The organism is Serratia sp. GW822-FHT06E05 (assembly GCF_058799445.1).
In genome coordinates, this window is record NZ_JBXALM010000012.1 from 109,679 (window position 1) to 122,004 (window position 12,326).

17 protein-coding genes are annotated in these 12,326 nt (G+C 55.8%); 11 read left to right on the forward strand and 6 right to left on the reverse strand.

The genetic code is table 11. The annotated features are described in order from the left end of the window. Positions 1 to 582 precede the first annotated feature (582 nt). From pagP to AC1RKC_RS22255, 3 genes are all read left to right on the forward strand, one after another. Entirely contained in the window at positions 583 to 1,176 is a 594-nt protein-coding gene (gene pagP / locus AC1RKC_RS22245) for a lipid IV(A) palmitoyltransferase PagP (protein WP_170868519.1), read from the forward strand. A gap of 248 nt (positions 1,177 to 1,424) precedes the next feature. After that, positions 1,425 to 1,910: a YjjA family protein gene (locus AC1RKC_RS22250; protein WP_020825399.1), complete on the forward strand. Its 486-nt coding sequence runs from the start codon at positions 1,425 to 1,427 to the stop codon at positions 1,908 to 1,910. A gap of 111 nt (positions 1,911 to 2,021) precedes the next feature. Then, positions 2,022 to 2,285 carry a putative hemolysin gene (locus tag AC1RKC_RS22255; RefSeq protein WP_020825400.1) on the forward strand — a complete coding sequence of 88 codons (264 nt, stop codon included), beginning with the start codon at positions 2,022 to 2,024 and terminating at the stop codon, positions 2,283 to 2,285. A 9-nt stretch (positions 2,286 to 2,294) separates the two neighbouring features. Here the strand turns inward: AC1RKC_RS22255 and AC1RKC_RS22260 are convergent, their stop codons facing one another. After that, on the reverse strand, positions 2,295 to 2,912 hold the full coding sequence (locus AC1RKC_RS22260; protein ID WP_392457246.1) for a hypothetical protein: 618 nt from the start codon (positions 2,910 to 2,912) through the stop codon (positions 2,295 to 2,297). Positions 2,913 to 3,018: 106 nt separating this feature from the next. After that, positions 3,019 to 3,708 (reverse strand): ZIP family metal transporter, encoded by a 690-nt coding sequence (locus AC1RKC_RS22265; protein WP_020825402.1) that lies wholly within the window; start codon positions 3,706 to 3,708, stop codon positions 3,019 to 3,021. A gap of 133 nt (positions 3,709 to 3,841) precedes the next feature. Here AC1RKC_RS22265 and AC1RKC_RS22270 point away from each other — a divergent pair, with 133 nt between their 5' ends. Together AC1RKC_RS22270 and AC1RKC_RS22275 are read left to right on the forward strand one after the other, a co-directional pair. Next, positions 3,842 to 4,624 (forward strand): DeoR/GlpR family DNA-binding transcription regulator, encoded by a 783-nt coding sequence (locus AC1RKC_RS22270; RefSeq protein ID WP_116691206.1) that lies wholly within the window; start codon positions 3,842 to 3,844, stop codon positions 4,622 to 4,624. A 1-nt stretch (position 4,625) separates the two neighbouring features. After that, positions 4,626 to 5,009, forward strand: a complete 384-nt coding sequence (locus AC1RKC_RS22275) for a VOC family protein (protein WP_020825404.1) — start codon at positions 4,626 to 4,628, stop codon at positions 5,007 to 5,009. On the opposite strand, the gene AC1RKC_RS22280 is transcribed toward AC1RKC_RS22275, so the two are convergent. Next, entirely contained in the window at positions 5,010 to 5,918 is a 909-nt protein-coding gene (locus AC1RKC_RS22280; protein ID WP_046374399.1) for a LysR family transcriptional regulator, read from the reverse strand. Positions 5,919 to 6,047: 129 nt separating this feature from the next. Here AC1RKC_RS22280 and AC1RKC_RS22285 point away from each other — a divergent pair, with 129 nt between their 5' ends. The 5 genes from AC1RKC_RS22285 to AC1RKC_RS22305 all read left to right on the forward strand — a co-directional run bounded on the left by AC1RKC_RS22285 (position 6,048) and on the right by AC1RKC_RS22305 (position 9,065). Beyond that, the gene (locus AC1RKC_RS22285; RefSeq protein ID WP_046374398.1) at positions 6,048 to 6,929 is read left to right on the forward strand and encodes a pirin family protein; all 882 of its coding nucleotides are present in this window, start codon (positions 6,048 to 6,050) and stop codon (positions 6,927 to 6,929) included. Between the two features lie 137 nt (positions 6,930 to 7,066). Further along, the gene (ycaC, locus tag AC1RKC_RS22290; protein ID WP_020825407.1) at positions 7,067 to 7,693 is read left to right on the forward strand and encodes an isochorismate family cysteine hydrolase YcaC; all 627 of its coding nucleotides are present in this window, start codon (positions 7,067 to 7,069) and stop codon (positions 7,691 to 7,693) included. A 175-nt stretch (positions 7,694 to 7,868) separates the two neighbouring features. Further along, positions 7,869 to 8,201 carry a hypothetical protein gene (locus AC1RKC_RS22295; RefSeq protein WP_020825408.1) on the forward strand — a complete coding sequence of 111 codons (333 nt, stop codon included), beginning with the start codon at positions 7,869 to 7,871 and terminating at the stop codon, positions 8,199 to 8,201. A gap of 61 nt (positions 8,202 to 8,262) precedes the next feature. Beyond that, a complete protein-coding gene (locus AC1RKC_RS22300; protein ID WP_048759667.1) occupies positions 8,263 to 8,715 on the forward strand; it encodes a thiol-disulfide oxidoreductase DCC family protein in 453 nt (150 codons plus the stop codon). Between the two features lie 86 nt (positions 8,716 to 8,801). Then, the gene (locus tag AC1RKC_RS22305) at positions 8,802 to 9,065 is read left to right on the forward strand and encodes a hypothetical protein (protein ID WP_046374395.1); all 264 of its coding nucleotides are present in this window, start codon (positions 8,802 to 8,804) and stop codon (positions 9,063 to 9,065) included. On the opposite strand, the gene AC1RKC_RS22310 is transcribed toward AC1RKC_RS22305, so the two are convergent. The 3 genes from AC1RKC_RS22310 to AC1RKC_RS22320 form a co-directional block, all read right to left on the reverse strand. Beyond that, the gene (locus tag AC1RKC_RS22310) at positions 9,053 to 9,604 is read right to left on the reverse strand and encodes a GNAT family N-acetyltransferase (protein WP_020825411.1); all 552 of its coding nucleotides are present in this window, start codon (positions 9,602 to 9,604) and stop codon (positions 9,053 to 9,055) included. The genes AC1RKC_RS22305 and AC1RKC_RS22310 overlap by 13 nt on opposite strands. A 99-nt stretch (positions 9,605 to 9,703) precedes the next feature. Continuing rightward, entirely contained in the window at positions 9,704 to 10,456 is a 753-nt protein-coding gene (locus AC1RKC_RS22315) for a DUF2076 domain-containing protein (RefSeq protein WP_046374394.1), read from the reverse strand. 126 nt (positions 10,457 to 10,582) lie between these two features. Continuing rightward, positions 10,583 to 11,368 (reverse strand): helix-turn-helix transcriptional regulator, encoded by a 786-nt coding sequence (locus tag AC1RKC_RS22320; protein ID WP_046374393.1) that lies wholly within the window; start codon positions 11,366 to 11,368, stop codon positions 10,583 to 10,585. A gap of 118 nt (positions 11,369 to 11,486) precedes the next feature. Here AC1RKC_RS22320 and AC1RKC_RS22325 point away from each other — a divergent pair, with 118 nt between their 5' ends. Beyond that, positions 11,487 to 12,257, forward strand: a complete 771-nt coding sequence (locus AC1RKC_RS22325; protein ID WP_493092521.1) for a class I SAM-dependent methyltransferase — start codon at positions 11,487 to 11,489, stop codon at positions 12,255 to 12,257. Positions 12,258 to 12,326 lie beyond the last annotated feature (69 nt).

Consider the following 12,326-nt stretch of genomic DNA (forward strand, 5'->3'; position numbering starts at 1 on the left):
CAGCGATGTTGTGGGTGGTATTTTTCACCTAATGTAATAGATATGTGAAATATGGCAGCTGTGGCCGGAACATGGCGCGCGGGATGATCATCGGTACTTTTGCCTGCCGCTAAAAATGACGGTGGGAAGTCATCCGTTTTTGCCGTTGCAGGTCTCTAAAACAGCGTTGTAACTGCAAATTTACAGTCGTGTCGCCTGACAGGGCCTTGAGCTTATTGAGATTGCCGCAAAACGGGGGGAGAGAACCCACGAAAAGCGTGACGGCGATTACAGTTGCTCTTTGGGCAGCAGTAAAGATTTCGCTACGTTCAGAGCAGGAAAGAAGTTCTCTGGCAGGCTGGTGAGCCGCCGGGTTTTACTTCGGCAGCGGCATGATTGCGGAGTATTCCGACAGACGGTGCATAGGGAGCGCAGTAGCCTGAGCGCCCGGAGTCGACCCGCCGGGCGCGCTTCCCTTTACCTGCGGCTAAACTTAACCAAGTGACAACGAGGTAGGAGAAAGCAGTTGGATAAATAAGATACAGCTTGATCTTGATGGGTCGATCGGTAAGAATCGCCGGCCTTATTTTTTACAGGAGTTTGATGATGTTTTTTAAACGGACAATTTTGGCTTGCTCAGTGGCGCTGCTATTTCCTGCACTACCTTCTTACGCTGAGGTTGGTGCAGAAAATGGCAGCGCGGCGCAGGCTGAAAAACCTGGGTTGTGGCAGCGTTTCACCGATAACGTGGCGGAAACCTGGAACAACTCGCCGAATAAAGACATTTATCTGCCGGCCATCACCTGGCATAACCGCTGGACTTACGACGACGAACATATCGATAAGTACAACGAGCGCCCCTGGGGCGCCGGCTATGGTATTTCGCGTTACGACAGCGACGGTGACTGGCACGGTATCTATCTGATGGCATTCAAGGATTCATTCAATAAGTGGGAGCCGATCGGCGGTTACGCTTATGAGAAGATCTGGCGTCCTCTGGACGACAAGGACTTCCGACTGGGTCTGGGCTTCACCGCCAGTGTCACTGCGCGAGATAACTGGAATTACATTCCTATCCCGGCCCCGTTGCCTTTGGCTTCTATCGGTTATAAGCGTCTGACCTTCCAGGCCACTTATATTCCTGGCACCTATAATAACGGCAACGTGTTCTTCGCCTGGCTGCGTTGGCAGTTCTGATCCCCCGCGGGTCGCCCAGTTTGGCGGCCCATAGCGCCTAGCTGTACATTCCTCGCTCAAAAAATTACCTGAATTCTGAAAAAACGCCGTATTGCCGACTAAAAGGAACTTGTCGCCGTGGGTGACGTCCCAAGAGGTGACCCGGCGCATTGCGCTGATTGCACACGATTCGCCCATCCGCTTTCTCCTGTTGCCAATGGCAAGGGGGGATGCTGAAAGGATGGCGAGATAAACAGGAGCTTTACCCCATGAACACCAAGCATCGTTTACTGCTGGCGCTGACATTGACTTCCGCCATGACTTGCGGCGCCGCTCAGGCAGCCGGCCTGATGGACTCCCTCAGCAGCGCGGCCGGTGAACTGAGTAAATCGGGTGGCAGCACCAGTGGCACTTCACTGTCTTCCCTGACCGGTTTACTGAACGGTGGCGACAAAGCGCTGAGCTCCAGCAGCATGACCAACGCGGCCGGCATCTTGCAGTACTGCGTGAAAAATAACGTCCTGTCGGCCAACGGCACCGAAGCGGTGAAAGACCAACTGCTGAGTAAACTGGGCATCACCAGCACGGAGAACGCCAAAAGCCAGGACTACCAGCAAGGGCTGGGCGGTCTGCTGAAAACCGGCGAAGGCAAGAGTCTGGATCTGAACAGCCTGGGCACTTCGCAAATCACTGAAAAAGTGAAGCAAAAAGCCTGTGATTTGGTCCTGAAACAGGGCGCGTCCTTTATTTCCTGATAGCCTGAACGGCGGTATGCTCAGGCTGCCGCCGTTTTTAACTTTCCCCGCCGTATTTCAAACGGGCCGGCTATCTGCGACGTGAAATAGACCGGGAGTGGTAAGAGAAAAATGAAAAAAATTCTGATGGTTTCCCTGCTGGCAGGGATGGCGATATTACAGGGCTGCAGCATGAAATCTAACGATGCGCCACCGCCGCCGCAGGTAAAACCAATTGGCATGGCGAACCCGGCGGACGTGTATTGCACTAAGATCGGCGGCAAGCTGAACGCCAAGCAAAATGCTGACGGCCAGTATTCCACCTGTACCTTGCCGAACGGCCAGGAAATCGAAAGCTGGGAATTATTCCGCCGCGATCATCCGGTGAAGAAATAAGCCTCGCGATTAAAACTCGCGGTCGCTGATCGGCTGGTATTGCACACTGCCGTCCGTTTGCAGTTTCAGCGACAGCCGCCAATCCTGATGACGACTCAGGGTGAAAGGTTTGGAGCGGAAGTTACAGCCGGTTTTGATGTTTTTAATTTTCATCACGTATTCCCCGGCCGGGTTGGTTTTGATATTAAAACTGCCGGCTGCGGGAATAAAAACTTCCGCCAAACGCTGTGGCGCGCCCGGCGTCTCCAGTTTGACCAACACCGCAAAATTGTTGTTTTGATTATCCAGCGTCAGTTGTTGCAGTGGGTTGGCGGTTTTGCCTTCCGGCTGATGCAGGTAGCCGGCCGAAAGAGGCCAGGGTTGCCCGGCATTGTCATGCAGCGGGCCACCACACTGTTCGCGAGCTTCGCGCATCGGCATTTCACGCTGGATGGCCCGGTTGTAATCTGTGGTAGCCGTCGCGACAAACTCATCGTCATTTTGATCGGCTCGCAGATAGCGTTTGGCGCTGAAAACCCCAGCGGCAATCAGCATAAAGAAGATAAAAATCGTCAGGCGGCTCCTGAAAATGCCCCCAAACAGCCTGCCCGGCAATTGAAATAGCCACTTCGCAATTTTTGACAGCATCCTTTTCCCTTAGCGCCCAAGCCGTTACGTTCTGCGGTAACCTTGCTCGCCTCAGTATAGCCAAATCACTTGGGGTGAGGTAATAGCCCCGTAAAATTCCTGCGTGTTACCCCATCCCTTCTTCCAGCAGCAACAGCAGTAAAAAACCGACAAAAAACATCGCGGTGGCGAGCGGGGTATCTTTACCTCCTTCATGCGCCTCAACCAGCAACTCCTCCGTGACCAGATAGAGCAAGGCAATCAGGCCGAAGGCCAGAAACGCGGTTAGCCAGAATGCCCCCAGCATGGCAATCGGCGCACCCAGCATACCGCCTAGTGGCAACAGCAGAGCCAGGCCGCCAATCGCCAGCATGGCTTTTATCCGTCGGCCGAAAAAATCACGTAAATCGCCCACGATCGACAGCCCCAGAAACAGCACTTCCAACGTTAGCGCGAGCGTCAATAACAGGCCCGCTTTTGCACCGGCAGCGAAGGCGATGCCCAGCACCAGGCCATCGATAAAAATATCCACGCCGACGGTTGCCACAAAGCCCACCGGCCCCTGAGCTCGTTCGCCCAAACGCCTGACCAGCAGCATCATCAGCACACCTGCGGCACCACCGAGCAGCACTGCCCAGGGCGATTGTTGCTTGAGGTCGGGTAGAATTTCGGTCGCGGCCGCGGCAAAGACGATACCAGCGGTAAAGTGATGAATGATGCGCATGGCGGCATCGCCAGGGCGGCGGTACAGCGCGATGGCGGCGCCAATGACGGTTGCTGCGGCGGGGAATAAGGTATAAAGCACGGCTGAGGTCATCAATAGTCCTTTATTTGAGACGTAAAGTTTCAGTCTAGCCCAGCGCTGCCCTTTCGTAGCGTTGCATAAAAATTTGTACGTTTATGCACGTTTGTGTACATTTGTGATCACTTGTTCGCCATCGAGAAGCCGAATGTCCAAAATGTTGCCCAATCAGCGCCACGACGCGATCCTCGCTACCTTGCAGCAGCAGGGGCGAGTGCTGGCGGTTGAAATGGCGGAACGCCTGAACACCACCGAAGCCACCATTCGGCGCGATCTGCGCCAGTTGGCGGCACAAAACCTGTGTAAACGCATTTATGGCGGTGCGCTGGCACCCACGCCGGCAACCGGCCCTATCAGCGCAAGGCTGCAATTGAGCGGTGACGAGAAGCAGGCACTGGCGCTGGCTGCGCTGGCATTGGTCAAGGAAGGGCAAGTTATTTTCCTCGATGCCGGCAGTACGCACCTTTATTTGGCCGAGCTGTTGCCGCGTGATTTGCGGCTGACGGTGGTGACTAACGCATTGACTATTGCCGGCAAAATGCTGGAACAGCCGGGGATCCGCACGATTTTAATCGGCGGCGAGCTGGATGCCGACATTGGCGGCTGTGTGGACGCCAAGGCGGTACAGGAAATCGACGATTTTTACTTTGACCTCGCTTTCGTCGGCATTTGTGCTTATGACCCGGGCTGCGGTTTCTCGGCGCTGAATTATCAGGATGCCCAGTTCAAGAAGCGTCTGCTGGCGCGGTCAGGCAACTTGGCGGTGCTATGCACCGGCGACAAACTCAACACCTATGCCCCCTACAGCTTTTTGCCCGCCAATCGGGTCGATTATTTAGTCACGCCACCTGGCCGTCATCCGCAGCTCGAACAGCAGATCACGCACAGTGGCGGCAAAGTGTTGTACAGCGATTCACCCATTGGAGACTGAGATGAAAATAGCCCATGTTGCACTCTGGACCCGCGATATTGATGCCCAGGTGACGTTCTGGCAGCGGTATTTTGACGGCGTTGCCGGGGAACAATACGTTAGCCGGAACCGTCCGGGGTTTGTTTCCCGCTTTGTCAGCCTTGCGGCGGGGCCAACGCTGGAAATCATGAGTTTGCCGGATCTGCTGTCAGCGGAGCAGGCCAGTGAACGTGTGGGTTGGGCGCATATTGCTTTGTCGGTGGGAGAGGAAAGCCGTGTCGATCAGTTGGCGCAGCGCGCGCAGCAGGAGGGGATCCTGCAGGCGGCGCCACGCTGGACAGGGGACGGTTTTTATGAGGCGATCATCCGTGATCCGGACGGTAACGCCATCGAAATCACCGCCTGATCACTCCTCTTCGATGCTGGCGAACTGATGCCCCAAATAGTCAAGCAGCAGCCGCACCGCAGGCAGCAGGCCGCGGCGCGACGGGTAAACCGCATGCACCACGCCGCCCTGCGGTTGCCAACCCGGCAGCAACTGCACCAACTCACCGCGCAGCATATCGTCACGCATCATCATTGACGGCAATTGCACGATGCCTGCACCGGCAATCGCCGCAGTTCGCAGCATCAGCATATCGTCCGTCACCAGCCGTGGCCTGTGTTCCCATTCCATTTTTTCTCCCTGCGGCCCGGTCAACTGCCACAGGTGCTGTGCGCGTGCCGGACCGAGATCCAGGGTGGGGTATTTATGCAGCTCTTCCGGTTTTTCCACTGGGCCCAGGGTTCGAACCAGCGCCGGGCTGGCGGCGATGCACCAGGTGCGCTGCGCCAAAATTTTCAGTACCAGATCGCTGTCTTCCAGCGGCGGCGGCCGCACGCGGATGGCCAGATCCAGGCCTTCACCCACCACATCTACCCGGCGATTAGTCGCTTCCAGATGCACTGTGACCTTCGGGTAATCGGCCATAAAGGCCGCCACCATGCTACCGACCCGGGTGTGCAGAATGGCCACCGGGCAAGTCATGCGCACCGTGCCACAGGGTTCGGCGCGGGTTTGTTCGATGGCTTGCTGTGCGGCATCGGCTTCTACCAGCATGGCCTTGCAGTGCGCATAGTAATTCAGACCGACGTCGGTGACGGAAAACCGTCGCGTCGAGCGTTGGATCAGGCGTACGCCCAGGCGTTCTTCCAGTAGCGCTATGCGTCGACTCAGTTTGGACTTGGGGATACCCAGCGCCCGGCCGGCGGGGGCGAAGCCCTGATGGTCGACTACGCTGGCGAAATAAAACAGATCGTTCAAATCGGTGAACATTGCCTGCCCTTACCATCGTTCTATATCTAGAACACTGAGTGTACATCTTGCCTACTACTGCGGCAAACGCCGCAGGATTAAACTTCTGACATCAACTTAAGGTCGTGAGACCTGAAACAGGAGTTCAAGATGAAAAAGATCCTCGGTATTTACAACAGCCCTGAAGCCCACTGGGTCGGCAACGGTTTCCTGGTGAATTCGCTGTTCTCCTACAACGATTTGGGGGCAGAAATGAGCCCGTTCCTGCTGTTGGATCACGCTGCGCCAACCAAGTTCCGCTCTGCCTCCGGCACCCGCGGTGTGGGTCAGCATCCGCATCGTGGGTTTGAAACGGTCACCATCGTCTACCAAGGCGAAGTGGAGCACCGTGATTCCACCGGCAGCGGCGGGGTGATTGGTCCCGGTGACGTACAGTGGATGACCGCCGCCTCGGGTATTTTGCACGAAGAGTTCCATTCACGGGATTTCTCGCGCAACGGCGGCACCATGGAAATGGTTCAGCTGTGGGTAAACCTGCCGGCCAAGGACAAAATGGCTGAGCCGGGTTACCAGACGCTGCTGAATGCGGATATCCCGGTGGTTCCACTGGCGGATGGCGCAGGCCAGGTGCGGGTGATTGCCGGTAACTTCGGCGGCCACGCCGGTCCGGCGCGTACTTTTAGCCCGCTTAATGTCTGGGACATGAAGCTGAATGCCGGTCACACCACCACGTTGACGGTGGAAGAAGGGCATACGCTGGCGCTGGTGATACTGCATGGCGCGATTCATGTTAACGGTGAGGAAGTGGTGCGCGAAACCCAAATGGTCAGGTTTGACCGTGCAGGGGATTCAATCACCCTCGAAGCCAACAATGATGTCAGCTTGCTGGTACTGAGCGGCGAGCCGATCGATGAGCCTATCGTCGGTTATGGCCCGTTCGTGATGAACAGCGACGCGGAAATCCAGCAGGCTTTCCGTGACTTCAACGGCGGCAAGTTCGGCAGCATGACGGCAGAGAAGCACGCCGGCTAAGCCCTCACCGCATATCTTAGAGCCGATCCGGAAAAACACCTCCGGATCCGGTTCTACACTTAGGTAACCTCTGCACTTTGGCCTCTTGGCCAAGGCAACCTTTAACCGCAATAATCAACACCCCACAGGAGTAAACCATGACTGCAAATTACAAACGCCTCGATAAGGATCAGGCTGCCGTTTTGCTGGTGGATCATCAGGCAGGGCTGCTTTCACTGGTACGCGATATCGATCCCGATCGTTTTAAAAACAACGTACTGGCACTGGGTGATTTAGCGAAGTATTTTAACCTGCCGACTATTTTGACCACCAGCTTCGAAGACGGCCCCAACGGCCCGCTGGTCCCTGAACTCAAAGCTCAATTCCCCGATGCACCCTTTATTCCACGCCCTGGGCAGATAAATGCCTGGGATAACGACGACTTCGTCAAGGCAGTGAAAGCCACCGGCCGCAAACAGTTGATTATCGCCGGTGTCGTCACCGAAGTGTGCGTGGCCTTCCCGGCGTTGTCTGCCCTGAGCGAAGGTTTCGAAGTGTTCGTAGTCACCGATGCTTCCGGCACCTTCAACGAGCTGACGCGTCAATCGGCCTGGAGCCGTATGGAAGCCGAAGGCGCGCAACTGATGACCTGGTTTGGCGTCGCTTGTGAGCTGCACCGTGACTGGCGCAACGATGTCGAAGGGCTGGGGGCCTTGTTCTCCAACCACATTCCCGATTACCGCAACCTGATGACCAGCTACAGCACGCTGACCAAAGGCAAGTAATCAAAATAGATAGAAAGAAAAGCCGAACGACCTTTACACAATCCTTAACCTTTCATCACGTTAGCGGAGGGATGTAAGCAAAGATCATCGGGATGCAAAGGTCGTGAAAAGCGGCTTTCTCATCGGCCGGGGGCGGGGTAGGTTAGGTCCAATCCCGGCAAATGAGATCGACAACATGAAAAATGCAATCAAAGTACTGACGCTTCCTGTGCTGGCTGCCGTGACGCTGTTCAGCGTTAGCGCACTTTCCGCTCCGGCTCCGGTAGAAAAAAACGTCCCCCCTGCAGAACAGCAGTTCCGATTACCTCCTTTCCCTGGTGGGCATATGCCTAAACCGGGCTTCTGCCACGGCGGTGAGCTGTTCTGTGCGACTTCCGCCAGCGATAATCCCACTGAAACCATCAATAAGCTGACTTCGGTGATCCCCGCCGGTAACGCCAAGCATTACGAAGTACGAATCTCGGTAGTGGCATTGCCGGATACGCCACCTGCGTCCCCAGCGCCGTAAGCGGCCCCGCTGGTTCTGAAGGGGAATGCGCGTTAGTCTGGGGTAAACCTCAGGAGGCAGGATGAATCCGTCAACGCTCCCCCCTTATCTCCAGCCCGGTGACCGGGTGCTGTTATTCGATGGCGAATGTAATTTGTGTCACGGGCTGGTGAGATTTTTGATCCGTGCCGATCGGCAGGGCAAGATCCTGTTGGCCACGGTGCAATCCGAAGAAGGTCAGGCAATCCTGAATTGGCTGGCCTTGCCCACCGATCGTTTTGACTCCATCGTTTATCTTGAACCGGGCCGACAGTGGTTGCGTTCGGCGGCGTTTTTTCAGGCGTTGCGTCAGCTTGGCTGGCCATTTCGCCTGTTGGCGCTGGCGCGCTTTTTGCCGCAGCGGCTGGCGGATGGGTTTTACAATGCAGTGGCGAGCAATCGCTATAGGTTATTTGGCCGCAATGCTGGCACGGCGTTGCCTGGAGAGGTTTTGCCGGGGCGTTATCTGCGTCATCGTCGTGAGCAATCTCGCTGAGCTTTACGCTTCTTTACCCTTTAATCGATTGAATTATCATCATTCCGCCCCAATATAGTGGAACGTTCAGCTAAAAAGGAGCGCGTATGGGGATCAGTGAAGAAGAGTACATCCGCCGTTTGAGTCAGGAGAAGAATGCGGTGGGAAATACGGCAAAATGGGTGGCGATTGTCTCCGCTATTTATTTCGCCCTTATGGTGTTTTACGGCCACCCGATCGGCGTGCTGACCATGTCCGGGCTAATTTTTATTGTCTCAACCACCACCTGGTTGAAGAAGCGCCAAAAGGTTAAGTCCTACCGTCGGGCGCTGGCGAAGATCAATGATGAACCGCCGGTTCAGCAGCCCTGATACTCACTGCGCGTAATGCTGTAAACCAGGCTTGGCGTATCGCCGGGCACGTCATCCAGAGTATCGACCACACGTAACCCCGCTTTTTCCAGCACGCGGCATGAGGCCAGATTTTTTTCGCGCACAATAGCCGAAATTTCTGTCAACTGCAGATGCTTGAAACCATACTCCAGCGAGGCCTGCGCCAACTCAGTGGCCAAGCCGCTGCCCCAAACCTGCGTATCAAAACGATAGCCCAAGTTCACCGTGCGCTGTGCCCCTAGCGGCCGCCAGGACAACCCGCCAAAGCCAATGACCCACTCCGGCTGCTCACGCAGTGCAATTGCCCAGGATCCATAGCCGTGTTGCGCCCAATTTTCGATCCGCCCCGTCAGCGCCAATCGTGCCTGTTCTTCGCTGGCGATGGGGCCTGCGGGATTAAATCGCTGGGTGTCGGGATCGCCAAAAATGGCGTAAAAACGCGGCAAATCGTCGGCCACCGGCGGACGCATCAACAGGCGAGTGCTTGCATAGGGGGCGATAGGGTTCATCTTCGGCATAGCTTGCGTAACCTGCTGTGATTGGACAGGTTTAACTGTAGACCAGCGGTGCGGAAGAAGAAACAGAAACCCCCTCTCCGGGTGGAAAGGGGGGAAGGATCAGATAAACGAATCGTCGTCGCTGTAGTCGTCGTCGGCGAAATCGGTGTTATCGTCGTTTTGATAATCCGCGTTCTGGAAGCCGTTATCTTGGTTGAGGAAGCGGCTATCACCGCCGTTGTTAAAGGTATCGAGATTGTTGGACGCGTCGAAATTATTCATCGCGCTGTCATCCACCGGTGTTGCCGGCGTTTCATCGATAATATTAACAATTTCCTGTGGTTGTGAATGGCGGAACATACCGGTCAACATGTCGGCCAGCACCACACCGCCTGCCACGCCGGCGGCAGTCTGCAATGCCCCGCCGAGGAACCCGCCGGCACGTGAAGGTGCTGCCTGCTGCGGTTGGCTGTAGGCCGGTTGCTGCTGTTGAGCATAGCCTCCCTGCGGCTGGTTGTTCCATGCCGCGTTATTCTGCTGTTGCGCCTGATACTGCTCGCGCGGGCTTGGCGCGTTGCGATTACCGCCACCAAACAGCCCGGCCAGAAAGCCGCCGCTGTTTTGTTGGTTAGCGTTATTTTGCTGTTGTTGGGCAATCTGGCTCTCCAGATCCTTCACCCGCTGGTCGAGCTGTTTCAGCGCCGCTTCCTGAATGATCATCGCCTGAGCCATGTAATAAGGCGCGGAAGGCTGTTCGCGGATGTGTTGGTTGATTTGCTGCTCTGCCTGGAGATCCCTCTGGCCCGTCTTGGTCTCGGCTTCTTTCAAGCGGCCAAACAGACCATCGATAAGACGTTGTTCTTCGGATTGCATAGGATTACCTCTAGGAGATGAATAACGATACTGGATGATAGATATCATCGGTAACTGTCACCCTAGCGCGTTTAGATGAACCAATAAATAAATGGCAGGTAAACCTGTTTATGAATTTGTTACCCGTTACGTCAGAGGGATCAGCATCACCAGTTTCAGACCGCTATTTTCCGATGGGTTAAACGTCAGTTGACGATAGCGCAGCTCCCCGTGTTGCACATGAGAGAAGGTACGCTCGCCCCCCTCGCGTGCCAGTACGTCATGCTGTTTCCACCAGTGATGGAAGGCTTCGCTGTTGTGCGTCATGTTGCGGACGAAAGCGCGCATCTCTTCGGTATTTTGATGGTGGCTGGTTTCGGCACGAAACTCGGCGACCACGCGGCGTGCCCGTTCCTCCCAGTCGCTGACCAGCGTTTTGGCTAACGGGTGGAAAAACATAAAGTGCAGCAGATTGGGCGTAGCGGCTTGGCCCAGCCAACCACAGAACAGGCTTTCCGCCGCCGGGTTCCAGGCGACGACATTCCAGGTGATATCCAGCAGGTAGCAAGGCACCGTCACCTGGTTAACGCTTTGCAGCACCGCGCTGTTGTCGGCTTCGTGAGGCTGTTCCTGTTCGGGGTCTGCGACTCGCGCCAGGGTAAACAGGTAGTGGCGCTCGGCATGCCCTAACCGCAGTGCTTTGGCGATGCGCGCCAGCGTATGCGGCGAGATGGATACCTCGCGGCCTTGCTCGATCCAGGTATACCAGGTGGCGCTGATACCGCTGATTTGCGCCAGCTCTTCACGGCGCAGACCGCTGGTGCGGCGGCGTGGTGCGGTGGGTAAACCCAGCATTTCCGGCGTGATGCGTTCACGGTGCGCACGCAGGAAAGCGCCGAGGGCTTTGGGGCCGGATAAGGCTTCAGATTGCATAGGCTGGTATCTGCTCATACTAGGATAACTGCTCATATTGTACCCGTATATTAAGCTGATTATAGTAATAAAAAAGCCATCCGGCACCGGCGCAAGCCAGACAAAAAAGGAAGCACATATGAGCAACAGCAACAGCCATAAAAATGCGGTCGACCGTCAATTTGGTGAGCAGGCCAGCGCCTATCTGACCAGCGCAGTTCATGCACAGGGGAAGGATCTGCAGCGACTGGCTCAGTTGCTGGAGCCTTATCCCGATGCCAGGCTGCTGGATCTGGGGTGTGGGGCCGGGCATGCCAGCTTTAGCGCCGCAGCGAAAGTGGCTCAGGTTGTGGCCTACGATTTGTCGGCGCAAATGCTGGCGGTAGTGAGCCAGGCTGCGGTAGAGAAAGGTTTCAATAATATTCAGATGCAGCAGGGCGTCGCGGAATCACTGCCGTTTGAGGACGCCAGCTTCGATCTGGTGATTAGCCGTTATTCGGCCCACCATTGGCATGATGTCGGCCAGGCGCTGCGCGAAGTGCGCCGGGTGTTGAAACCGGGCGGCAGAGCGATCTTTATGGATGTGGTCTCACCGGGGCATCCGCTGCTGGATATCTATCTGCAAACCGTTGAGGTGCTGCGCGACACTTCGCATGTCCGCAATTATGCGCCGGGCGAATGGTTGGGGTTACTGACTGAATCAGGGCTGCTGGTACGGGAAGTGACGTCGGACAGGTTATACCTGGAATTCAGCAGTTGGGTCGCGCGTATGCGTACGCCGGAGCATTTCGTTACCGCGATCCGAGCGTTGCAAAAGGGGGTTTCTGAAGAGGTGCTGCAGCATTTTGCCATTCAGCCGGACGGCTCATTCACCAGCGATATTATGATGTTTGAGGCGGTCAGAGGATAAATAATTTCAGGGCAGCCTATATACCCTTTATCTTTACGATTACCGCGTGATTAGCGATAACCGGAAGTC

Bases quoted from the DNA above. Each gene is read 5' to 3' on its own strand.
- pagP (WP_170868519.1), top strand. From the start codon at position 583: ATGATGTTTTTTAAACGGACAATTTTGGCTTGCTCAGTGGCGCTGCTA.
- AC1RKC_RS22250 (WP_020825399.1), top strand. From the start codon at position 1,425: ATGAACACCAAGCATCGTTTACTGCTGGCGCTGACATTGACTTCCGCC.
- AC1RKC_RS22255 (WP_020825400.1), top strand. From the start codon at position 2,022: ATGAAAAAAATTCTGATGGTTTCCCTGCTGGCAGGGATGGCGATATTA.
- AC1RKC_RS22260 (WP_392457246.1), bottom strand. From the start codon at position 2,912: ATGCTGTCAAAAATTGCGAAGTGGCTATTTCAATTGCCGGGCAGGCTG.
- AC1RKC_RS22265 (WP_020825402.1), bottom strand. From the start codon at position 3,708: ATGACCTCAGCCGTGCTTTATACCTTATTCCCCGCCGCAGCAACCGTC.
- AC1RKC_RS22270 (WP_116691206.1), top strand. From the start codon at position 3,842: ATGTCCAAAATGTTGCCCAATCAGCGCCACGACGCGATCCTCGCTACC.
- AC1RKC_RS22275 (WP_020825404.1), top strand. From the start codon at position 4,626: ATGAAAATAGCCCATGTTGCACTCTGGACCCGCGATATTGATGCCCAG.
- AC1RKC_RS22280 (WP_046374399.1), bottom strand. From the start codon at position 5,918: ATGTTCACCGATTTGAACGATCTGTTTTATTTCGCCAGCGTAGTCGAC.
- AC1RKC_RS22285 (WP_046374398.1), top strand. From the start codon at position 6,048: ATGAAAAAGATCCTCGGTATTTACAACAGCCCTGAAGCCCACTGGGTC.
- ycaC (WP_020825407.1), top strand. From the start codon at position 7,067: ATGACTGCAAATTACAAACGCCTCGATAAGGATCAGGCTGCCGTTTTG.
- AC1RKC_RS22295 (WP_020825408.1), top strand. From the start codon at position 7,869: ATGAAAAATGCAATCAAAGTACTGACGCTTCCTGTGCTGGCTGCCGTG.
- AC1RKC_RS22300 (WP_048759667.1), top strand. From the start codon at position 8,263: ATGAATCCGTCAACGCTCCCCCCTTATCTCCAGCCCGGTGACCGGGTG.
- AC1RKC_RS22305 (WP_046374395.1), top strand. From the start codon at position 8,802: ATGGGGATCAGTGAAGAAGAGTACATCCGCCGTTTGAGTCAGGAGAAG.
- AC1RKC_RS22310 (WP_020825411.1), bottom strand. From the start codon at position 9,604: ATGCCGAAGATGAACCCTATCGCCCCCTATGCAAGCACTCGCCTGTTG.
- AC1RKC_RS22315 (WP_046374394.1), bottom strand. From the start codon at position 10,456: ATGCAATCCGAAGAACAACGTCTTATCGATGGTCTGTTTGGCCGCTTG.
- AC1RKC_RS22320 (WP_046374393.1), bottom strand. From the start codon at position 11,368: ATGCAATCTGAAGCCTTATCCGGCCCCAAAGCCCTCGGCGCTTTCCTG.
- AC1RKC_RS22325 (WP_493092521.1), top strand. From the start codon at position 11,487: ATGAGCAACAGCAACAGCCATAAAAATGCGGTCGACCGTCAATTTGGT.